The organism is Rudaeicoccus suwonensis (assembly GCF_007829035.1).
Classification (GTDB): Bacteria; Actinomycetota; Actinomycetes; order Actinomycetales; family Dermatophilaceae; genus Rudaeicoccus; species Rudaeicoccus suwonensis.
Genome location: NZ_VIVQ01000001.1, coordinates 20,487 through 42,583, shown reverse-complemented (window position 1 = coordinate 42,583; position 22,097 = coordinate 20,487). Strand labels below are relative to the sequence as shown.

Below are 22,097 nucleotides of genomic sequence, written 5' to 3'. Positions count from 1 at the left end.
GGGGTTGTGGGGTATGACGACATACGGGGGCGTGCGGCACGAATCCGCTGATGCGGTCATCGTTCCCGCTCCGCGCAAGAATTGGGCGTGGCGCCACCTGGCCGGGCTGACGATCCTGGCCCTGTGGGTCGTCTGGCTTGCGGCGACCGTCTGGGCGACGCCCCGGGAAGCCTCCGCCACTCAGCTACGTAGCGCGCTCGAGCACGGCCGGGTCATCGATTCACGTCAGGTCGACTCGCAGCCGCAGTTCTCAGCGTCCGCATTCTTGTTCGACAAGCAGAGTGTGCCGACCAGCAATGAGGGTCAGTACGTCGTGTGGACCAGCACGGACCACCGTCAGCACTGGACCAATCTGTACAGCCTCGGCACTGTTCAGCAGAGCAGCGGGCAGCAGGACTACCTGAGTGCCGCGGGCAGCTACGTCTTCAACAACACACACTTCCGGTCCGGCATCGACTGGGCACCCGTCGGTCTGGCGCAACTGATGCTGCTGCTGTTCGCGCTGGGCGCCATGCTCGGCGGAGATGCACCGCGGCGTGGCACGCGCTGGTTCTGGTTCTGGACGTTCAACCTGCCGCTCGGCATCGGCGTCCTGTGGTTCGCCGTGCAGGAACGACTCACCGACCCCGAGCCCCGCCCCGGTCGCTGGAACGGCTGGGAGGCGCTCGGCGTCAACATCGTCGGATTCCTCCTGCTCATGTTCGCGACCATCGGCGTTCAAGGGCTGCTAAGCAGCTGACGTCCAACGCCTCTCGAAAACTGTTCGGTGACAGCGACTTTCAGTCGGTGGTGGCGCTGGACGATGCCCGTAGCGCCGTCAACAACTCGGTGACCACGGTCGTGTCGTGGAAGGGCACATCACCGGTCGGCAGATGCTGCACAGTCTCGTGGCCCTTGCCTGCGACGACCACCACGTCACCCGGACGCGCCTGCCCCAGCGCCGCATCGATGGCCGCCCTGCGGTCGATGATGACTTCTGTATGCCGAGGGTCGGCCCCGGCATACACCTCGTCGGCGATGGCGGCCGGATCCTCGTTGTAGGCGTCGTCGGTGGTGATGATCGCCTCATCGGCCAACTCGGAGGCGGCGGCGCCCATCTTGGGGCGCTTGTCCTTGTCGCGCGCGCCGCAGGCACCGAAGACGCAGATCACCCGGTGGTCGCCGGCCACGTCGCGAGCGACGTCGAGCACGGCGCGCAGGCCGATGTCGGTGTGCGCGTAGTCGACGACGACCTCGAAGCCGAACTCCTGCGCAGCCGGGACACGCTCGAATCGCCCTGGCACCTGAGCCATTTCACTCACGGCGGAGGTGAGCAACTGCGGCGACATCCCCATCTCGAGGGCGAGACCGGCAGCGCCCGCGACGTTGTGCACGTTGTAGTCGCCGAGCAGCGGGATGCTCAGGGTCAGGTCCCCGTGACCGGGGGTGTGCAGCTCGAAAACCGTGCGCGTGCCCTCGGTGCGCTCACCGCTGATGCGGTAATCCGCCTCGGCAGCCAGGCCGAAGGTGAGCGTGCCCTCGATCTCGGTGGCCAACCGGGCGCCATACACGTCGTCGGCATTGCTCAGCTTCGGGCCGGCCGTCCACTCGAACAGGCGGCGCTTGACGAGGTAGTAGTCCTCCATCGTGCCGTGCAGGTCGAGATGATCCCGCGTCAGATTGGTGAAAAGCGCTGCGGCGTAACGGGTTCCGTCGACCCGGTGCAGATGTATGCCGTGTGAGCTGGTCTCGAGCACGACGTGCGTGACGCCCGCGTCGCGCATCCGGGCGAGGTTTCCCTGCACCTGTGGCGCCTCACCGGTGGTGCGAATTGCCGTCTCGTGCTCCGAACCGACGATGATCTCGGCGGTGGTCATCAGACCCGTGGCGCTCTCGCCGTAGGCGGCCGTCAGGATCGCGTGCAGCACATACGAACTGGTCGTCTTGCCGTTGGTGCCGGTAATGCCGTAGACCGTCAGGTCGTGCGACGGATTGCCGGCGAACTCGGTCGCCAATGCCGCGAGCGCGATGCGGTCACTGGGCACGACGGCGGTCGGAACGCCCTCGATGGGTGCCTCGGCGACGATGAGCGTCGCCCCGTTCGCGAGCGCCTGAGGCACGAAATCGCTGCCGCGCGAAGTGAATCCGTTGATGGCAACGAAGGCGCCGTCCGGCACGACCGCACGCGAGTCGTGGGTGACGGCGACGATCGGTCGCGGCAGAGGCGGCACGTCGACGCCGAGCACCCGCGCGACGGCGGTCTGATCCAAAGGCACCGCAGGAGCCTACCGAGCGCATCCGGTGCTGCGCCGGTCGGCGCCCGCCACCGTCGATCGGGCTTTCTCGGGGTGTCTAATTTTTTTACTAGCAATGCTTAGAGCATGCTACCGATGGCGATGGACGAGACTGGCGGGATGACCGCCACCTCACTGCTCTGGCTGCGGCGCGATCTGCGCCGCCGCGACCACCCCGCCCTGCTGGCGGCGCGTGAGGCCGCGGGTGATGCAGGCGTCGCGGTGGCCTTCGTGATCGATCCGCAACTGTGGGAGCACTGCGGGCCGGTGCGGCGGCGCTGGCTCGCCGAAACGTTGCGCGCGACGAACGAGACGTATGACGGGCGGCTCGTCATACGTGTCGGTGATCCGCGCACGGTGATCCCGCGGCTGGCTGCGGAGATCGGCGCGGCGTCGGTGCACGTCACGCGCGAGACGACGCCGTTCGGCGTGCGCCGTGATGCGGAGACGGCGCGGATGCTCGCCGACGACGACATCGCGTGGGTCGAGACGGGCACGCCATACGCGATCGGGCCGGGGGTGGTGCGCAACGGCAGCGGGGATCCGTACAAGGTCTTCACGCCGTTCGCGCGGGCGTGGCGCGAGCACGGTTGGCCGGAGCCGGCCCTCAACCCGCGCGCGCTGGACCTGCTCGACGTGGACTCGGACGCAACGGTGGCGAAGCTGCTGGACGAAGCGATCGCGCACGAGCTCGAGGACGACCTGCCAGAGGCGGGTGAGGCCGCGGCACTGAAACGGTGGCGTGAGTTCCTGGAACGTGTCGGCGACTACGGCACCGACCGCGACCTGCCGGCGAAGGACGGCACGTCCAAGTTGTCGCCCTATCTCAAGCTCGGCGTGCTGCACCCGCGCACGCTGCTCGCAGACCTCGCCGGGCTGGGCAACCGACGCGACAAGGATGGCGCCGAGACCTTCGAGACCGAGCTGGCGTGGCGCGAGTTCTACGCGGATGTGCTGCATCACCAACCGGATTCGGCCTGGCACGACCTGCGCGGCAGCCTGGGCCGGATGGCCTACGACCGACCCGACGACACCGTCGACGCGTGGCGCTCGGGGATGACCGGCTTCCCGATCGTGGACGCGGGGATGCGTCAACTGCTGCAGACCGGGTGGATGCACAACCGGGTCCGGATGATCACCGCCAGCTTCCTGACCAAGGACCTGCACATCTGGTGGCCGATCGGCGCGCGTCACTTCCTGGACCACCTCATCGACGGCGACGTCGCCTCGAACAACCATGGCTGGCAATGGGTTGCGGGCACCGGGACCGACGCGTCGCCATACTTCCGGGTCTTCAACCCGGTGACGCAGGGATTGAAGTTCGACCCGTCCGGCGACTACGTGCGCAGGTGGGTGCCGGAACTGGCGCATCTGGCGGGCAAGGCGGCGCACGAGCCGTGGAAGCACGCCGACGGATACGCACACGACTACCCCGAACCGGTCGTCGATCATGCCGACGAGCGTCGTGAGGCGTTGTCGCGCTACGAGGCCGCAACTCGCTGATCCCGTGGCGGCAGTGGCGAATCCGGCCACTCGCCGTGCGCGTCGGATCCGCCGAGTCGGTGCCGGCGCGTCGTAATCTGGCACAGATGAGCGACCAGCAGACCTCTGCGCCCTCGGCCGGGGTGCCCGAGCGTCCCGCGCACGTGCTTCGTGTGCGGGCGGAGCCCGACGGCACCGAGTCCGCCTGGCTGGACGACCAACCTGTCATGCTGACGCCCGGCACCAGCCCGCATCAGTCGCTGATCCGCGCCGCACGACGAGCGTCCGATCGCACCTCCCCCGGCTCGGTGATCCGGGTCATCGGCTCAACCCCCGACGGTCAGACCTTCCACATGGCCATCGGTCCCGACGGCCGGGCGTGGGCTGTGTCACCACCGCCCGTGCCGGCGCGGGTGACCCCGAAGTATGTCGAAAACCATTCTGCTCCAGCCGTTTCCGCATTGGCGCCCATCTCGGCATTGACGCCGGCTGCTGCTGAACCTGCGCTGGAACAGCCGGTCGCCGCCGAGCAGGTTGAGGCGACCGAACCGGCCGTGGCCGCCGAACCGGATCTGGAACCGGCCGACGAGGCTGACGATGCGATACCGGCTGCCTCGGTGAAATCCCCGAGCGCCGCCACCGCGCCCGTCGACCCCAACGTGCCCGTGCCGGTCGACATCCCCGAGATCGAGGTGCCGGAGCCGGATGCCACTCTCACGGCCGCGGTCGCAGCACTGGCCGAACGTCCGGTCGGGCGACCGGCGAACGGCTTCGCCAAGACAACGCCGTCGATACCGACACCCGCGCGGCCCGTGCCACGTGAGGCCCGTCCGGCTCCGCGACCCGCGGACACCGATGGCAGCCTCGCGAAAAACACTGCGGAAAAAGCCGTTTCGAAGATCGAAGGCGACGACGAGACGGACGGGCCACGCCGCCGCGATGTGCTGCTCGGCGTCGCGGCGGGTGCCACAGCCATGGCGCTGCTCGGCGGAGGGGCGGCTGCGGCATACATCGCGGTGAGACGGCACGAGCACCGCAGCGTCGTCGCGACGCCGACGATGCAACGCACCGGGGCCAATGCGCTGCCCACCGGCATCAACGCGCCGGTCGGTCTGCCGGACACCTTCGCGTGGTCGGTGGGCGGCTTGGTCGGGCAGGGCTCGACGATCGCGACCACCCAGACCCAGGTCTTCTGCACCACTGCCAACACCGCGACCGGCGGCATGCGACTCGAAGCACTCGACGCGACCTCCGGCGAGCGGCAGTGGGCCTACTCGTTGCCCGCCGCACTCGTCGTCTCGAGCGGGCCGACCATGATGCCCATCGGCGGCAAACCCACTGTGGTGCTCGCTACGCCGACCCGCATCTTCGCCTGGCCGACGACCGGCGGCAGCCCGACCGTCTGGAAGGTCACCGCCAAGGACACGGTCACCCTCACCGCCTCCGGCGTCATCGTGCAGAAGTCGGGCGACACCGCTCACGCCTTCGTCCTGTATGACGGTGCGCTGGCCCAACGGGCCCTCCCGTCCGGAAGCACGCCGGTCGCCGTGCTGGGTGACGGCTCGCTTGTCGCGGCAACGAACGACGGACGCGCCTGGCGCATCACCGATCCGAACAACGCTCCTGTGGCGACGCAGTTGCCGGCGCCGGCGGGCACCACACCTGGTGCCTTCCTGGCCGCGACTGCGACACTTCTGGTGACAGCCTTCGTTCCCTCCGGCAACCAGAAGCAGGCGATGGTGCGCTCTTTCACGCTTCCCGGCTTCACTCCGCAGACGACGACCCAACCGTTGCAGGCTCCGACAGCCGCGACCTTCCTGCTGTCACCGGACCAGACCTGGGCCGTCGCAGGCAACACCTGGATCGACATGACGAAGGGCAAATCGCACGTGATCACGGCGCTGTGGAGCCCGCTGGCGATCTCGCCGAGCCTGACGTGGGCGAAGATCGGCACGAGCGTGCTCACCGCCGACAAGACCGGGCGGTCCCTGGGTGCGTCGACCGATCCGACAGGTCAGACGGCCTTGCCGCGCGGTGGCACCAGCGAACTCACCTTCGCGGTGGCGTCGCAGGGCCAAAGCTCCACTCTCTACGCATTGCCGATGCCGGCCGGGAACACCGAGGGCTGACACTCGTGCTGGTCGCTCCACTGGTCGTCGTGGCCGTCGTGCTGACCTGGCCTGTGCCGCGACTTCTGCCTCGATTGCAGCTGCTCGACCGGTGTCCCGGTTCGGCGCTGATCCTCTGGCAGGCGGTGTCGCTGTCGGCGGTCTTCGCCGGTGTCTGCCTGGCCCCGTTGATCTTTCTGCAGTTCGTTCGTCATGGCACCGCCATACCGAACCCACGCACCAACCTGCCGCTGCTTGTTCTCGGTCTGGCGATCTCGGCGCTGTTCATCGGACGACTGTTGCTGCAGGGCGACCGGGTCGGGCGAGGCCTGCGACGCAGTCGACGTGAGCACGCCGAACTGGTCGACACACTCGGGCTGGAGCAACCGACGGCACACCTGGGCAGCGAGCACTTCACGGTGCTGGCACACGCGACGCCCACGGCATACTGCATTCCCGGCCGGCATCAGCGAGTCGTGCTGACCAATGGGACCATCGCGGCGCTGCCCACCGACGAGCTCGAAGGAGTGCTGGCGCACGAGCGCGCGCACCTGCGGCAGCGGCACGACCTGGTGCTGGAGTTCTTCACCGTGTTGCACACAGCCGTGCCCGAGCGGATCCGCAGTGACCGGGGGCTGGTCGAGGTGAGCGTGCTGATCGAGTTGCTCGCGGATCAGGTGGCCGTCACCGAGGTCGGCCCGGTGGCGGTGGCGCGGGCGCTGGTCGCGCTGGCGAGCGGAAGTGTGCCGGACGCGACGTTGGGGGCAGGCGGCCTCAGCGCCGAGCGACGACTGGCCCGGCTCGCCGACCCGCGCCGGCACCGTGCCACCGCGACGATCGTGCTCCTTGCGGCCGTGGTGACGATCGCAGTGCCTGGGGTCCTCGCGTGGGGCTCCCTCATCGCCTGGCTCTGAGCACCCCTCCTGGACGCGCCGAACATCTCGTCACGGGCGCGCCCCAGCGCTACGCTCCCCGCAGCAGCGGAAAACGACCGGTGAGTTCAGCTGCGCGTGATCGATCAGGGCGGACCACCGGCTCGGCCAGAGGGGACGCGGTCATGACCTGGAGCACCTTGCGCGGGGCACCCCGACGCATCCCGATCGACACCACACCACTGGACACCCACCGCGTCGACGCAACCAAACGCACCGCGTGGCTGCTACGGATCAACAGGTGGGCGTCCGACTACGGCGACTGCTCCGGAGCACAGTGGGCGCAACTGCTCGCCATACCTGGCGAAAAGATGGACGACACCAAGGTCAGCCGGATCGAACTCGGCAACGAAGTCGCCTCCACAGCGGTCCTGACCCGCTACGAGGCGCTGCTGCAACTGCCGCCGGGCAGCCTGCGCGCCTGCTGCGACGGGATGGCCCGCTCCCAGAACCCCGCCGAGTTACCGCAGCGTTCTCCGCGCGATGGTGCCACGATGCTCGACAGCATCGACGACCGCATCGAGCAAGGCGCAGCCCGCGGCGCCGACTGGCTGGAGCTGGCCGATCTGCTCAAAGACCGCCGCGCAGAATGGATTCCGCGACGGGTCGTCGACAAGTGGTTCCAGCAACTCACCCGAGAGCTGCCCAATTCTCGCGTCTTCGAATACGCCGCCCGGATGGAAGCAATGAGCCTGCTCATCGCCACGCCGAGATATTCCGACGTGATGGAGTCGGTGATCCGTGAGGTCGCCGCCGAGCCCGACACCGAACAGGCCAACCTGTTGCTCGATGTGCTCGGCGACTCCACCCGCACCGGGATGATCGACTCACTGCTGATCGACCTGGAACAGATGGACGGCTCCCGCCAGTTCGGCGCTGCCTTGGCCATGACCAGCCAAGTGGCGCACGGGCTCGCCTCCCACGAACACTTGGCGCGCCTGAACGCCTTCGCGATGTCGCAGCTGGCGACCGACCCGACCAACCCCTCCGGCCAGCAAGCGCGCAACCTGGTCGCGCTCTACACCCCCAGAACGACCCCACTGCTGCGGCCGGCCACCGTCGCCGACGTCCTACGCAATGCTCCAGGTCTGAGCACGTATGTCGCATCCGCCCGCGCGGAGAGCGGTTTCGCCGATCCGATGCTGGAACGCCTGCTGATGGAAGCCCTCACCAACGTCTTCATCGACCGACGACACCACTCCGGAATGCTGATCCGCGCCAGCCCTTACCGACCGGTGCTGCTGAGAGCCGCAAATGCTCTGACGAATTCGCCCGACTGGGCGATCCGCGAAGCAGCCGTCCGCTTCGAAGCACGCATGCAACCGCAGCCGACCTGACTCCCAGAATCCCGGAACGACGATTCCGCGTCAGCAGCGCGTGTCCGCCCCAGCCGGAAAAACGGCATGCTCGGCTTGCCGTCCACGACTTGCACCCTCTCACCGTGGCTTCTCCGGATGCGCCGGGTAGCTCAATGCAGTTGGTGAGGAATGCCTGGTAGGCAGCGGTGGACAGACCCCGTCTGAGTCCTCGCAGTGATCATGTCGCCGTCCCGCGACCTTTGTGTAACCTTGTGGTTACGTATCCATCTGGGTAAACTCACTTCCCGTGGACGACATTGTCATGCGCGCTCTGGCAGATAGCCACCGCGGACCGTGCTCGACACTTTGCGCCACCATCCGGCAGCCGCTGGCGAACTTGCTGAAGTGCAACCGACTCGACGCTCTGCACACCGAGATCACTCGGCAGCGCGTCCCAACCGAGAGAATGAGCTGTTGATGAACACCATAGGTACGATGCACGCGCTCGACGGACACTATGGCGCGGTGCGCGTGGAGGATGTTTACGACACCGGCATTGATGACTTATGGAACGCGTGCACCGACCCCGACCGCCTTGCGCGCTGGATTGCTGACGTCGACGGCGATCTGCAGGTCGGCGGTACCTTCTACGCGACGTTCACCAGTACTGGCGCGGGCGCCGGACGCATTGAAGCGTGCGACCCGCCCAACCATCTGCTGCTGGTGATGCTCCCTGAGACCGACGACGAGCAACAGATCGAGGCGTGGCTGACCGCCGACGGCGACAGGACCCGCCTCGTCGTCGAGAATCGCCGCATCCCTCTCACCGAACTCCACCTTCACGGCGCCGGCTGGCAGGCGCACCTCGAAGATCTCGCCCGCTCACTGGCCGGCAAACCGTCAATATGGAACACACGCTGGAATGAGTTGAGCCCCGTATACAAGACGATGCAGATCGTCTGAGTTTTCGCCCGAACCACTCGTGCAGGAATCTCGTTCGACGCTCGCCACAAGGGGCGCAAGCGCGCGTCACCGTGGCAAGAGCACTTCGTACGCGTAGTCTCCTGCGTCTTTCGCAATGAAGCCGCAGCACTCCGACAGCCGCTCGCTGAGCGACACCCCTCTGCCCGCCCAAGCACGCGTCTCTCTGCTTGCCCGTGCTCATTCCATCGATGTAGCGGCGAGCCCGGGACTGCTGCGCGTACAGGTGACATCTGAAGTCACGCAGCCTTGTCACCTCGTGCCGACCTTGCTCGACACGCCTCATCCTCAGCTGCGGCGGAGTTCGACCTCCGCGAGACCAGCGCGCAGCGCGGCCAGATCAGCATCCGACGCATCCTGCAGGAAGTGCATCAGCACGGTCTGCCGGTCACCGGCATCCAACGGAGCAAGGCTGGTCCGCAATGTCTCGGCAGTGAGTTGCTCACGACTGGCGGCTGCCTGATAACGCCAGGCCCGCCCGTCGCGCACCCGCGTGACCAGTTGCTTCTTGGCCAGTCGATCGAGCACGGTCATCACTGTCGTGTAAGCGAGTTCGCGGTTTGCGAGCGCCTCGTGCACTTCGCGGACGGTGAGCTCGTCGCCGGTCGGAAGCGCCCACAGCTGCTCCATCACCGCGCGCTCCAGATCACCGAGCGGTTTGGTCGATCTGCGTGCCATCAGCCCACCTCCACCTTCATTTGTTCAGCTCGCCGGTCACCCACACGAATCGTGCGGTCACATCCTCTCTCGGCGCTGACCTGATGGGTGACGATCACAACAGATGAACCTGAGGTCGCTGTGTGCAGGTCGTCCATCACCGCCTGTGCGGTCGGCTGGTCCAAGTGCGCGACCGGCTCGTCGAGCAGCACGACCGGCCGCCGGGACAGGATCGCGCGAGCAATCGACAGCCGGGCACGCTCGCCGCCGGAGATGTCACGACCACCACCGAGCAGGGTGTCCAGCCCCTCCGGCAACTGGCTGAGCCAACGGCCGAGGCCGGCATCCACCAGCGCGGCTGCGATCTGCTGATCTGTCGAATCCGGCCGTGCCAGAACGAGATTGGCGCGCAGACTCCCGGCGAAGACATGCGGCTCGTCGTCGACGATGGCGATGCGCTCGCGCACCTGATCCAGCGTCATGGTGCGCACCTCGCGGTCGTCGACCTCGTAGCTGCCGGACATCGGATCCAGCTGCCGCGCCAGCACGGCGAGCAGGGTCGACTTGCCGACGCCATTGGGTCCGACCAGCGCCAGGTGCTCGCCGCGCTCGACCGTGAGCGTCGTCGCATCCAGATCGCGGTGCTCGCCGTCCCACGACGCGGTCAGCTCCTGCGTCGTGAGGCGCGGAACCCCCACGCCCGGCGTGTATGCCGCAGCGCCGGCTCCCCGGACCGCTGGTTCCTGATCGACCAGGCTGCGCAGCCGGGCGCGAGCCTGACGCCCGCGAGCGAGCGCGCCCACTGCGTCGGGCAGCGTGCCGAAGAGGTCGGTCAGCGCGAGCGGCCCGAGGATCAGCAGCGCCGCGACAGGGCCTTCGAGCGAGCGGCTCGAGATGGCGTCGTGCATGACACCGGCCATTGCGACGACCGCGACTCCCATGAGTGCGGTTGTCATACCGATGCCGAAAGCACGACCGCGCGCCTGTCGAGAGGTGGCGCGCTCGGCGGCACGCTGCGCACGGTCGACGTCGGCCAATGCCGATGCCTCGGCCGAAATAGCCTGCAGACCAGACACATTCGCGGCGATCAACTGCGAGCGGCGACCGACCTCGGCACGCGCCTCGAGCGCATCCCGCTGACCGGCCCACTCCAGTCGCAGGTCCAGCCAGGCGATGCAGCCGGCGGCCAGCACGACCGCGAGCAGCACCAGCCCTGCGAGCGGCGACAGAAACAGCGCGACGACGACCGCGATGAGCGCCGCGAGCGCGGCCGCGACCAACGGCACCAGCGCACGCACCTGCACGTCGACCTCGTCGTCGAGGTCGCGCACCGCAGCGGTCAGCACGTCGGCGCGCCGACGGCGCCCCAGCCGTGCCGGTGTGAGCGGGATCAGCCGGGCATACAGGCTGGTGCGCCGCTCCGCCAGATCGCCGAGTGCGGCGTCGTGCGAGCGGATGCGTTCGAAGTAGCGGAAGACGGGACGCCCGATGCCGAACGCGCGCACGCACACGATCGCGACCAACAGCGTCAGCACGGGTGGCTTGGTGCTCGCCTGCACGATCAACCATCCAGAGGTCGCGGTCAGTGCCACGCCGCAGATCGAGGCCAGTGCGCCGACAAAGGCGGCGCGCCATACACCTCGGGCCGGTCGCCACAGCGACGTCCACTCGAGCCGTGCAGTGACGGGCTCGGGCTCGGTCGACCGGGGCATGGAATCGGCAACCGGGAGAGATGCCGCGGCAACCGCAGTGTCGAGGTCTGCGACCGGCGTGAGCTGAATCTGCCTGTCCGCCAATGCGATCAGCTCTGCACTGTGCGACACGATGATGACCGTGCGCGTCTGCGCGAGCGTGCGGATGAGGTCGTGCACCTGTTCGCGCGACTCGCTGTCGAGGTGCGCGGTGGGCTCGTCCAGCAGCACGATCGGCGCGTCGGACAGCTGCGCGCGGGTGATCGCCAGCAGGGCGCGCTGTCCTGCGGAGAGCCCGAAGCCGTCGTCGCCGATGACCGTGTCGAGACCGTCGGGCAGTTCGCGCAGCGGCGCGGGCAGCCAGTCGTCGCCGCCCGGCAGCGGGCCGGCGAGTTCGAGGTTTGCCCGCAGCGTCGCCGGTGCGAGGAACGGGCGCTGCGTGACGTAGTGCACGCCACCCTCGAGGCGCACGCTGCCGGCGACCGGCCGACGCACCCGCGCCAGCAGTTCGAGCAGGGTGGTCTTGCCGCAGCCGGACGGCCCGGTGATCACGGTCAGCCCGATGCCGCAGACGAAATCCAGATCACGTATGACGCTGCTGCGCCCGCGTGGATAGATGTACCCGAGCCCGACCACGCGGACCGTGGCATCGCCTCCGAACGCCACATCGGCAGCGCCGGCCCCGGCCGTAGCAGTCGTGGCGGCAGGCGCAGGTGCCTCAGCGCCCGCCCCGAGATCGAGCAACTGGTCCAGTGCTTCGACGCCCTCGGCCGCCGAGTGGAACTCCTGCCCTACCCGCCGGATCGGCCAATACGCTTCTGGCGCAAGCAAAATCGCGGTCAGCCCGACCTGCAGCCCCATCTCACCGTGCACGAGTCGCAGACCGACCGCGACGGCGACGATGGCGACAGAAATGGTCGCGAGCATCTCGAGGGCGGCCGAGCTGAGGAAGGCGGTGCGCAGCGTGCGGACCGTCGCGCCACGGTGACGCTCACCGACCGCCGCCACGACCGACACCTGATGCTCGGCGCGCTGGTAACCCACCAGTGTCGGCAGGCCGCGCATCACATCGATGAAATGCCCTGCAAGACGGTCGGATTCGACCCATCGCGCCTGCGTCTCGTCGCGGGTGTACATGCCGATGAGTGCTGCGAACAACGGCAGCAGCGGCAACGTGCAGATCACGATCACCGCGCTCACCCAGTCAGTGACTGTCAGGGCGACCAGCACCAGGACCGGCACGACAGCCGCGGCGACCAGTGCCGGGAGATACCTCGCGACATACGGCTCGATCGCCTGGGCGCCCTGGGTGGAACGGGTGAGCATGACGGTCTCGTCGGGTCGTTCATCGACCGGCTGGGCCAACCAGCGCGCCAAAGCGCTGCGCCGCACGAGCCCTGCGACCCGCGAACCTGCCCACGCAGCAACGCTTTCGGTGCATCCGGCGACCACTCCGCGCAGTGCGAGCACCACGAGCACCACCACCGCCGGAGTCAGCAGCGAGTGCCCCCGCACGACGGCGACGACCAGGGCGGCGATCGAGATCGCCTGGGCGATGGCCAGCACGCCACTGACCACGCCAAGGACTCCCAGTGCTGCGAGCGGGCGACGGGTCGCCGGCTCCGCTCGCAGCAGGGCGGGATCGAAAGGTCGCATCAGACCGTCGCCTCGTCGGCGCCGGCCGGGTGGGCAGGCACGTCGATCGGCGCGAGCGGGTCGGTCTGCGGTGCGATCACGTGCATCGTCAGCCGCTTGCGGAACACCCAGTAGGTCCACGCGGTGTAGATCAGCATGATCGGGGTGAACACCAGGGCCGCACCGGTCATGATCTGCAGTGTCAGATGCGAACTGGCCGCGTTGTGCACGGTCAGGCTGTATGCCGCATCGGTCGTGCTCGGCATGACATTCGGGAAGACCGCAAGGAAGTACGTCGCGACGGTGCCGGCGATCGCCAGGAAGGTGCCGAGGAAGGCGATACCGTCACGGCGGACCCGGTTGGCCAGGATCGCCACGACCAGCGCGATCGCACCGATCGCGCTGGCGATCCACGACGCCGCGTCACCGGTGTGGATGTTGACCCACACCAGCAGCACGACGGCGAGCACTGCGGCGACCGGACCGCTCACGTCACCGAAGGAGGCTGCCTTCTCACGCACCGGACCGTCTGTCTTGAGCGCGAGGTAGAACGCGCCGTGCGTCAGCGAGACCGCCACCAGCGTCAGACCACCGAGCAGGCTCATCGGGTTCAGCAGGGTGAACAGGTTGCCGGTAAAGTTTCCCGCGGCGTTGATCGGCACTCCGTGCACCAGGTTGGTCAATGCGACACCGACCAGCAGCGGCGGCAGGAACGAGCAGACCATGATGATCAGATCCCAGCCGCGCCGCCACGCCTCACTGTCGCGCTTGTAGCGGTATTCCAGACCCATGTTGCGCAGGATCAACGAGACCAGCACTAGCAGCAGCGCGAGATAGAAGCCGCTGAACATCGTTGCGTACCAAGCAGGGAAGGCCGCAAAGGTCGCGCCACCGGCGGTGAGCAGCCACACCTCGTTGCCGTCCCAGAACGGGCCGATGGTGGTGAGCATCAGCCGTCGGCGGGTGTTGGTCTCGGCGGCATCCTCGCCGCGGCCGATCACCGCCAGCAGCATCCCGACTCCGAAGTCGAAGCCCTCGAGGACCAGGTAGCCGGTCCACAGGACACCGATGACGATGAACCAGAAGGTTTCGAGTGTCATGACAGATTCCTTGTTTTCGCGTCGTCGGTGTCAGTAGGAGAAGGCGAGAGTGTCGTCATCCGAACGCTGTTCGACCTCGTGGAAGGGCTCAGCCCCGCGCTTGGTGTAGTCGAGGAACAGCTTCACCTCCACGACGGCGAGCACGGCATACAGAACGGTGAAGACCACCATCGAGGTGAGCACGGTTGCCGCCGAAACCGTCGGCGAGACACCGGAACTCGTGGTCAGCACGCCGTAGACGAGCCACGGCTGACGACCGGTCTCGGTGAAGATCCAGCCGAAACTGTTGCCGAACACAGGCAGCAGCGGCGCGGCGATGCACGCCCAGACCAGCCAGCGCGGGGTCGCGAACCGGCCCTTGCGGGTCAGCCACAGCACGGCCACGCCGATGAGCGCCGCGAACATGCCGATGCCGATCATCAACCGGAACGACCAGTAGGCCAGCGGGATGTTCGGGGTGAAGACCGCGTCGGCAGGTTGCACGTACTTCAGCGGCTCGCCGCGCTGTTGCGCCGCGGCGTCGATCTGCGCCGGCAACTCCTTCTTGAGCTGGTCGACGCCCTTGACCTCACCGTTGAACGACCCGGTCGCAAGGAACGACAGCAGACACGGCACCGTGACCGCGAACTTCTCCTTCTGCCCGTTGAGCGATCCGACGGTGAAGAGGGAGAACTCGGCGCAGCTGTCGCGCGTGGTGTAGAGCGCCTCCGCGGCGGCCATCTTCATCGGCTGCACCTCGGTCATGACCTTGCCCTGGGTGTCGCCGCTGATGGCGACACCGAGCCCGGCCACGATGGTGACGACGGCACCGACGCGGGCGGCCTTGCGGTACATGTCGCGGTCGATGGTGGCCTTCTTCTTGTGCAGCAGCCACACGCCGACGCCCATCACCATCGCGCCGCCGCACATGTATGACGCCAGCAGCACGTGCGGGAAGGTCACCAGTTGCACCTTGTTGGTGAGCACTGCGACGAAGTTGGTCATCTCGGCACGGCCGGTCGCGGCGTTGTACTTGTAGCCGACCGGGTGCTGCATGAACGAGTTCGCGGCGAGGATGAAGTATGCCGACAGCACCGTGCCGATGTGCACCATCCAGATGCACGCGACGTGGATCTTCTCCGGCAGCCGGCCCCAGCCGAAGATCCACAGGCCGAGGAAGGTCGACTCCATGAAGAACGCGAGCAGCGCTTCGAAGGCCAGTGGCGCACCGAAGATGTCACCGACGAACTTGCTGTATGCCGACCAGTTCATGCCGAACTGGAACTCCTGCACGATGCCGGTGACCAGGCCGAGCGCGAAGTTGATGGTGAACAACTTGCCGAAGAACTTCGACAGGCGCAGCATCTCGGGGTTGCGCTTGCGCAGGTACTGCGTGTGAAAGCCGGCCACCACCACCGAGAGCCCGATCGTGATCGGCACGAAGAGGAAGTGGTACACGGTCGTGATGGCGAACTGCCATCGGGCAAGATCCAAGGCGTCCACAGCGGGGTCCCCTTTGCTCATCTACTACGAACTGTCGTAAATGAGAGTACTACGAAATGTAGTAGATAGTTCCGCTCTCGCCGAAGTGAGACGGCGAACACGCCGCGAAGCTCGGTGCGGTCAGACGCCGAGCTCCCGCAACCGCTGTCGCTGGCGCGCGAAAACCCGCCCCAATACTGCGACTTCATCGTCATCGAGCGCGTCGAGGAACAGCGAACGCACCGCCTGCAGATGCCCTCGGGACGCCTGGCGCAACACGTCGACGCCGTCGTCGGTGAGGCATGCCCAGGTGGATCGAGCGTCGGTGGTGTCCTTGTCGCGGCGCACCCAACCGCGCTTCTCGAGGACCCCGACCTGATAGGTCAGCCGGCTGCTGGAGAACACCATCTCCCGGGCCAGGTCGCCCATGCGCAGCCGCCGGTCGGTGGCCTCGGACAGCAGGAGCAGCAGGTGGTACTCCAGCAACGACATCTGCGAGTCCGCGCGCAACTGATCGTCCAGCGCGGTCTGCAGCAGGATGCTGGACTCCAGGTAGTCACGCCAGGTCTGGACACGCTGCGGCATACGACACAAGGTATCCGGGATGCGCCGTACCGCCCCGCGCGGAACCCGCCGAATCGGCGACTTTTAGATGGCGCCCACCTGCAACCCGCCGAATCGGCGACTTATGTGTGACGAATGAGACCACTGAATCACTAGTGACGGATGTGGCGCGCGAATCGACCGCATCGGCGACTTTTAGATGGCGCCCACCCGTAACTCGCCGATTCGGCGAGTTACGTATGACGCTCAGCCAAGTCCGCTCACGAGAGGTCAATCCTGGGCGGAAACGTTCCCGCAAACCGGCGCATCCCGACACCTCGTGCGCCCGGCTCGGACCACAGACGCCTGGCCGGCGGCTACCGTCGGTGCAGTGACCGATGCGATCCACGTTCTCCACCCCCGCGAAGTGCCCCTGGGTGGCGTTCGCTCGATGAATGTGCGCCGCACCCTGCCCCATCGCGATCGCACCCTCGTCGGCCCGTGGTGTTTCGTCGACCACTACGGCCCGTCCGCCGCCGCGATGGATGTCGCGCCGCACCCGCACTGCGGCCTGCAGACGGTCACCTGGCTGTTCGAGGGCGAGGTCGAGCATCGCGACAGCGCCGGCAATGTGCAGACGATCCGTCCCGGCGAGGTCAACCTGATGACGTCCGGCGCGGGCATCTGCCACTCGGAGGTCTCGACCACCACTGGCCTGCACGGAGTGCAGTTGTGGATCGCCCTGCCCGACGCGACGCGCGATGCCGGCCACGAATTCGACCATTTCGCAACGGATTCCGTCGTCATACCCGGCTCGGATGGTATGGCGACCGCGCGGGTCTTCATCGGATCACTCGCCGGCGCCGACTCGCCGGTGACCGTGCACACTCCGAGCGTCGGAGCCGAGATCCAGCTTGCGGCATACAGCTCGATCGACCTGCCGGTGACTCCGGGCTTCGAGCACGCCGTGCTGCTCGACAGCGGCTCGGTCTCGGTCGACGGCATCGACCTCGACCACGGGGACCTGGCATGCATCGACCCCGGCACTTCCTCGCTGCGGCTCACGAGCGGCACCGAGAGCGCACGGATCCTGCTGATCGGCGGTGAACCGCTGCGCGAGGACATCGTCATGTGGTGGAACTTCGTCGCGCGCGATCACGACGAGATCGTCGCGGCGCGCAACGCGTGGGAGGCGCACTCGGATCGCTTCGGCGCCGTCACCGGGTATGCCGGGCCGGTCGACCGGCTGCCCGCTCCCGCGTTGCCGCAGGTGCACCTCAAGCCTCGGAGGGCACGCCGCTCGGACTCGTGATCACGACAATCGCTTCAGCCGAATCCCCCACGACCGCATAGGTATGTCGCCGGCTGCTGTCCCAGTCGCGGGCCTCGCCGGTGGCCAGCTCGACCGCCGGACGCGTGCCGACGCGGAGCCGACCGCGGGTCACCAGCAGGTGCTCGCGCACACCGGGACCGTGCCCCGGGGAGGTATGCCGTGCGCCGGCCGGGAACTGCAACCGGAAGACCTCGACGGTGACGCCGTCGTGGTGCCGCACGTCGAGAAGCACGCTGCTCATACCACCCTCCGCGAGCGCAGCCGCTCCGTCCGCCTCACCGATGAGCGCGGTCAGGGGCACCCCGAGCGGCTCGCACAAGGCATAGAGCGTCTCCAGCGTCGGATTGCGCCGCCCCGACTCGATCTCGGACAGACTGCCCTTGCCGACATCGGCCCGCCGGGCGAGTTCGCTGAGACTGAGGCCGCGTTCGGCGCGCAGCGCACGTAGACGTTGCGCAACTGCCCGCGATCCGTCACCTGCCGGCATACACGTTCCTCCGCTGCTATCGTTCCGTTTTCAGAACGTTCCGTTTACAGAACCTAGTGGGACTCATGACTGTAACCGCAGCTGCGACACCGACCACAGTCCCGGTGACCGCCGGGGTGGCCTGCGCACTCGTCGGCTTCACGTCGTCGTTCGCCGTCGTGCTCACCGGCCTCCGATCGGTCGGGGCAACTCCCCTGCAGGCCGCGTCAGGGCTGCTCGCCGTCACGGTGTTGCAAGGCGTCGGAATGGTGGCCCTGGCGTGGCGTTTCAGGATCCCGATCACGCTCGCCTGGTCGACACCGGGCGCGGCCCTGCTCGTATCGGCAGGCGTCGTCACCGGTGGCTGGCCGGCCGCGGTCGGCGCCTTCGTGGTGACCGGCCTGCTCATCCTGGTCACCGGGGTGTGGAGCGGCCTGGCCGATCTCATCCGGCGCATCCCGACCACGATCGCGCAGGCGATGCTGGCCGGCGTGCTGCTGCCGATCTGTCTCGAGCCGGTGCGCGCGATGGCGCACAACCCCGAGGCCGTGCTGCCGATCCTGTTGTGCTGGTTGATCTTTCAGCGATTCGCGGCACGGTGGGCAGTGCCTGCGGCCTTTGTCGTGGCGGCCTGCGTCATCGCCGTCAGCCTCGTGCACGAGCATCGCCACATTGCGACAGCGGAATTGCTGCCGCGCCTCGATCCGACCATGCCGCACATCACCTGGCAGGCGATGATCGGCATCGCATTGCCGCTCTACATCGTCACCATGGCTTCACAGAACATTCCCGGCGTCGCGGTGATGAAGTCGTTCGACTATGCGGTGCCGTGGCGACCGGCCATGACAGTGACCGGCGTAGGCACCGTGGTAGGTGCCGCCGCCGGCGGCCACGCCATCAACCTGGCGGCGATCAGCGCGGCGCTCGCGGCCGGGCCGCATGCTGGTGCCGACCGCGATCGCCGGTGGATCGCCTCGTGCTCCGCAGGGGTGACCTACCTGGTGCTCGGCGCTGCCTCGGCGGCACTGGCGACGTTGATCGCGCTCGCACCGAGTGGCGTCGCCGAGACCGTTGCCGGTATCGCGCTGCTCACGACGCTCGCGGGTGCGCTGCACAGCGCGCTCGGCGGCACCGGACGGGGCGACGAGCGAGCGTCATACGAGCGCATCGCGGCGATCGTGACGTTCGCGGTAGCGGCGTCCGACATCACAGTTGCGGGAGTCGGATCCGCATTCTGGGCGCTGGTCATCGGGCTGCTGGTGCGCGGCTGGCTGCTGAGTGCTGAATAACTATCCAACGGCAGTCACCCGGTATTCGGCCCTCCGGCCGGAGTAGCCGCCCCGTCGCCGAATACGCGACGCGCGAGCAGCGGCAGGCCGCGGCCGACGGGCGGCCGGCGAGCCTCAAGCCACCAGGTGCCAACCGACGACCGCCGCGCAGACGGAGAGCGCCAGGCAAGCGACCGCCGTCATACCAGCTGCTGAATACCGGCGTTCCTGCAATTGCCGCACGGTTTCGAAACTGACCGTGCTGAAGGTCGTGTACCCACCGCAGAATCCGGTGCCGAGGATCGTGTCGACGGTCGCTCCGGCGTGCGAGATGTGCGCCCAGCCGGCGAGCGCGCCCAACGCCAGCGACCCGGTCACATTGATCACGACCGTCGGCCATGGGCCCGACCGCAGCCACCGGCGACGGATCTCGGCGTCGACCACGAAACGCGACACCGATCCGAGCGCTCCAGCGATGAACGTCACGAACAGCAGTCCCATCAGGCCACCTCGCCTCGTGAAGCGGCGGGCAACAGAGCGGCGATGCGGATTCCACACCACGTGGAAACGATTCCGACAGCAACGCTGCCGACGGAGTAGACGATGGCGTTGCCAGGACGGGACGCGAGCAGCAACGTGTTGGTGTCCGAGGCGAGCGAGCTGTATGTCGTGAAGGCCCCGCAGAAGCCGGTTCCGGCGAGCAACCGGAGGCGGCGACGCCAGCCGTCATCCGGGCCTGCCCGCAACAGCGACTCGAGCAACAGGCCCAAGATGAACCCACCGCCGACATTGATGGCGAAGGTTGCCCAGGGGATGCCGCCGTCGTGATGCGGGTAGGCCTTCTGCAGCAGGTCTCGGGCTGCGGTGCCGAAGAATCCACCGACGAAGACCACCGCGACGGCCCGCCAGCGCAGGTGCAGTGGTCGCGAGACGACGTCGACGTCGGGATCCAGTGGAAGCTTGCTGAAGTCGCGCGAACGCATGACGAAACCTGCCTCACGTAATACAACGGTGGGAGCAGGACCTATCAGCCATGCGGCGGTTCGGCTCGATGAGCCCGGCGAGATCCATCGCCGGGGTAAATGTACCCGCTCACGGCCGAGATCGTATGTCGCAGCACCGGCCGACCGCGTCGTCGTCAGTCGTTGCGGTCAGCGCGACGGTTGTGCGCGAGCGGGTCCGTGGCACGGCTCGCAACAGCTACCCGCGAGTTGCATAACTATCAATAGATACGAATACAAAATCCACAACGGCTGAAAGGATTGCTATCTGCAAGCATTCTTATAAGCAAGCTGCTTCCCATCAGGAACCTGTGGATTTCGTAAAATTGGTCACTTCAACTTGCGGGCTAACCAAGCGTTCATTTAATCTTCAACTTGCTCACCCCGTCAGTGTTCTTCCAGCGGCGTTCGTCAAGGACTCGATACCCATGCTCAGGCTTCAGACTGCGGCTCACACTGCCTATCTCCACCCCACCAGTGGCACCGGATTCCTGGTCCTGCCGGACCCCGAGGCAGACCTCCATCTGGCAGACCTGCTGCCCAACGGTGAGGAGCACGTGTCCTCCCTTCAGAAGTCGGACTACACAGCGATGCTGTACGAGCTGCTCGCCGCCGGATGGCGCATCTGCGACGAGGGTTCGCCGGTCATCGGCGAGTTGCCCGATGGCCGCAAGGTCGCCATGCTGTGCGCCCACGCCCTCGCCGCCGAGAACCCGTGCATCGAAGACTTCGACTACGCCGAAGAGCGCTTCATCGAATTGACGCACGCCCGGCTCGACTGAGCGGAGCCGCACCCGGAAGGAACACGCACGCCTGACCCAGAGTCCTGGGTCAGGCGTTTGCTGTCAGCGCCAGGATTGCGAACGACACCAACCAGTGTGTGGCCATGAAGTCTCCGTCCACGATGTGTCCGGCAGTGCTTTCGACGTGCTGATGGGTGGTGGCCCACAAGGATTCGCGCGTGTCGGCATCGAACGCCACTGACACCGACCGGAGCGCCGCAGCGCGAGACAACGCCAGGCCAAGCAGGTGCGCTCCCTTGCCGTCCGTCGGATCGACCACGTCCGGCAGCAGCGTCAACGGGTGACCCGGCACATCCAGCCCGGGCAGGAAGGCGGTCAGCCAATCCCGGAATTCCGCCCTGGGCAGCAACCGTCGCATCAGATCCGCCTCGGTCAGCGCGGGTGACAAGAAGTCCGATCCACCTGGCTCCCAGGCGGCCGGGTAGTTCCGGTCCTCACCGAACCAGAACTGTGCCCGTTCGGTCACCAGCGGTCGCAACGACTCCTCGCCGAGTATGGCGCCGGCATCGAGCACGAGGCCGAGGCCGAAGGCCACATTGGAATGTTCGCCGGAACGGACCGCATACCGCAGCCTCGGCAGCCAGTTCCCGACCAGTTCGATCACGACCTCGAACAACGGACGGGTGGCCGCGCGCCATACCTGCGCTTCGGGCAGTGGGCACCGGTCGGCCGCGGCGGCGAGCATCGCGGCCCAGCCCCAGCCGTACGGGCGCTCGAAGCTCGGATGCGCACGCAGGTAGTCGACCTCGACTGCGATCTTCGCCGGGTCGAGGCGGTCATCGAGCAGCCGGATGAGTCCGTGCCGGGCGGCATCGTCGACGTGGTCCGGTGCCAGAGTGAGCAGTTGCACCGACGACCACAGCATGTGGCAGGACGAGTGCCAGTCGAAGCAGCCGTGGAAGCTCGGGTGCAACTTCCACGGTGTGACGTCACAGTCGTCCGGACCACCTGAAACATGTTGTGTTGCATACGGATACGTACGAGCGAGCAAGTCAGGCAGGCGCGATGCCCACTGCCCGGCGTAGGTCGCGCGCCAATCGGAGTTCGGTTGTTCGGTCATCGTTG

Annotated in this window: 19 protein-coding genes and 1 riboswitch; of the genes, 9 read left to right on the top strand and 10 right to left on the bottom strand. The window is 67.2% G+C overall.

Annotated elements, in window-relative coordinates:
- The first annotated feature begins 13 nt into the window (after window positions 1-13).
- The gene (locus BKA23_RS00195) at window positions 14-739 is read left to right on the top strand and encodes a hypothetical protein (protein WP_145224413.1); all 726 of its coding nucleotides are present in this window, start codon (window positions 14-16) and stop codon (window positions 737-739) included.
- 40 nt (window positions 740-779) lie between these two features.
- Here BKA23_RS00195 and BKA23_RS00190 read toward each other — a convergent pair whose 3' ends face one another.
- The gene (locus tag BKA23_RS00190) at window positions 780-2,255 is read right to left on the bottom strand and encodes a UDP-N-acetylmuramoyl-L-alanyl-D-glutamate--2,6-diaminopimelate ligase (protein WP_145224411.1); all 1,476 of its coding nucleotides are present in this window, start codon (window positions 2,253-2,255) and stop codon (window positions 780-782) included.
- 138 nt (window positions 2,256-2,393) lie between these two features.
- Between BKA23_RS00190 and BKA23_RS00185 the strand changes: the two genes are divergently transcribed.
- From BKA23_RS00185 to BKA23_RS00165, 5 genes are all read left to right on the top strand, one after another.
- Window positions 2,394-3,776, top strand: coding sequence for a cryptochrome/photolyase family protein (locus tag BKA23_RS00185; RefSeq protein WP_145224409.1), 1,383 nt, complete (start codon window positions 2,394-2,396; stop codon window positions 3,774-3,776).
- A gap of 86 nt (window positions 3,777-3,862) precedes the next feature.
- Window positions 3,863-5,884, top strand: coding sequence for a hypothetical protein (locus BKA23_RS00180; RefSeq protein ID WP_145224406.1), 2,022 nt, complete (start codon window positions 3,863-3,865; stop codon window positions 5,882-5,884).
- 5 nt (window positions 5,885-5,889) lie between these two features.
- Window positions 5,890-6,777, top strand: coding sequence for a M56 family metallopeptidase (locus BKA23_RS00175; RefSeq protein ID WP_145224405.1), 888 nt, complete (start codon window positions 5,890-5,892; stop codon window positions 6,775-6,777).
- Between the two features lie 143 nt (window positions 6,778-6,920).
- The gene (locus BKA23_RS00170; RefSeq protein ID WP_145224403.1) at window positions 6,921-8,132 is read left to right on the top strand and encodes a hypothetical protein; all 1,212 of its coding nucleotides are present in this window, start codon (window positions 6,921-6,923) and stop codon (window positions 8,130-8,132) included.
- Window positions 8,133-8,588: 456 nt separating this feature from the next.
- On the top strand, window positions 8,589-9,056 hold the full coding sequence (locus tag BKA23_RS00165) for an SRPBCC family protein (protein WP_246104378.1): 468 nt from the start codon (window positions 8,589-8,591) through the stop codon (window positions 9,054-9,056).
- A gap of 306 nt (window positions 9,057-9,362) precedes the next feature.
- Here BKA23_RS00165 and BKA23_RS00160 read toward each other — a convergent pair whose 3' ends face one another.
- The 5 genes from BKA23_RS00160 to BKA23_RS00140 all read right to left on the bottom strand — a co-directional run bounded on the left by BKA23_RS00160 (window position 9,363) and on the right by BKA23_RS00140 (window position 16,203).
- Entirely contained in the window at window positions 9,363-9,752 is a 390-nt protein-coding gene (locus BKA23_RS00160; protein WP_145224399.1) for a BlaI/MecI/CopY family transcriptional regulator, read from the bottom strand.
- Window positions 9,752-13,078, bottom strand: a complete 3,327-nt coding sequence (gene cydC / locus BKA23_RS00155) for a thiol reductant ABC exporter subunit CydC (protein ID WP_145224397.1) — start codon at window positions 13,076-13,078, stop codon at window positions 9,752-9,754. The genes BKA23_RS00160 and cydC overlap by 1 nt, the downstream gene beginning before the upstream one ends.
- A complete protein-coding gene (gene cydB, locus BKA23_RS00150; RefSeq protein ID WP_145224395.1) occupies window positions 13,078-14,157 on the bottom strand; it encodes a cytochrome d ubiquinol oxidase subunit II in 1,080 nt (359 codons plus the stop codon). The genes cydC and cydB overlap by 1 nt, the downstream gene beginning before the upstream one ends.
- Window positions 14,158-14,187: 30 nt before the next feature.
- Window positions 14,188-15,639: a cytochrome ubiquinol oxidase subunit I gene (locus BKA23_RS00145; protein WP_145228020.1), complete on the bottom strand. Its 1,452-nt coding sequence runs from the start codon at window positions 15,637-15,639 to the stop codon at window positions 14,188-14,190.
- 120 nt (window positions 15,640-15,759) lie between these two features.
- Window positions 15,760-16,203 carry a MarR family winged helix-turn-helix transcriptional regulator gene (locus BKA23_RS00140; protein WP_145224393.1) on the bottom strand — a complete coding sequence of 148 codons (444 nt, stop codon included), beginning with the start codon at window positions 16,201-16,203 and terminating at the stop codon, window positions 15,760-15,762.
- Between the two features lie 349 nt (window positions 16,204-16,552).
- Between BKA23_RS00140 and BKA23_RS00135 the strand changes: the two genes are divergently transcribed.
- The gene (locus BKA23_RS00135) at window positions 16,553-17,473 is read left to right on the top strand and encodes a pirin family protein (protein ID WP_246104377.1); all 921 of its coding nucleotides are present in this window, start codon (window positions 16,553-16,555) and stop codon (window positions 17,471-17,473) included.
- Here the strand turns inward: BKA23_RS00135 and BKA23_RS00130 are convergent.
- Window positions 17,439-17,981 carry a helix-turn-helix domain-containing protein gene (locus BKA23_RS00130; protein ID WP_145224389.1) on the bottom strand — a complete coding sequence of 181 codons (543 nt, stop codon included), beginning with the start codon at window positions 17,979-17,981 and terminating at the stop codon, window positions 17,439-17,441. The two genes, BKA23_RS00135 and BKA23_RS00130, sit on opposite strands and share 35 nt — an antisense overlap.
- Before the next feature lie 65 nt (window positions 17,982-18,046).
- On the opposite strand from BKA23_RS00130, the gene BKA23_RS00125 reads away from it, so the two are divergent.
- Window positions 18,047-19,249: a benzoate/H(+) symporter BenE family transporter gene (locus BKA23_RS00125; protein ID WP_145224387.1), complete on the top strand. Its 1,203-nt coding sequence runs from the start codon at window positions 18,047-18,049 to the stop codon at window positions 19,247-19,249.
- Between the two features lie 114 nt (window positions 19,250-19,363).
- Here BKA23_RS00125 and BKA23_RS00120 read toward each other — a convergent pair whose 3' ends face one another.
- Both BKA23_RS00120 and BKA23_RS00115 read right to left on the bottom strand, forming a co-directional pair.
- The gene (locus tag BKA23_RS00120; RefSeq protein WP_145224385.1) at window positions 19,364-19,729 is read right to left on the bottom strand and encodes a fluoride efflux transporter FluC; all 366 of its coding nucleotides are present in this window, start codon (window positions 19,727-19,729) and stop codon (window positions 19,364-19,366) included.
- Window positions 19,729-20,211 (bottom strand): fluoride efflux transporter FluC, encoded by a 483-nt coding sequence (locus tag BKA23_RS00115; protein ID WP_145224384.1) that lies wholly within the window; start codon window positions 20,209-20,211, stop codon window positions 19,729-19,731. The genes BKA23_RS00120 and BKA23_RS00115 overlap by 1 nt, the downstream gene beginning before the upstream one ends.
- Window positions 20,212-20,239: 28 nt before the next feature.
- Window positions 20,240-20,312: riboswitch (Fluoride riboswitch) on the bottom strand.
- Window positions 20,313-20,657: 345 nt separating this feature from the next.
- Between BKA23_RS00115 and BKA23_RS00110 the strand changes: the two genes are divergently transcribed.
- Complete coding sequence (locus BKA23_RS00110; protein WP_145224382.1) at window positions 20,658-21,011, top strand: hypothetical protein; 354 nt, start codon at window positions 20,658-20,660, stop codon at window positions 21,009-21,011.
- 49 nt (window positions 21,012-21,060) lie between these two features.
- On the opposite strand, the gene BKA23_RS00105 is transcribed toward BKA23_RS00110, so the two are convergent.
- Entirely contained in the window at window positions 21,061-22,092 is a 1,032-nt protein-coding gene (locus BKA23_RS00105) for a DUF2891 family protein (protein ID WP_145224380.1), read from the bottom strand.
- Between the last annotated feature and the right edge of the window lie 5 nt (window positions 22,093-22,097).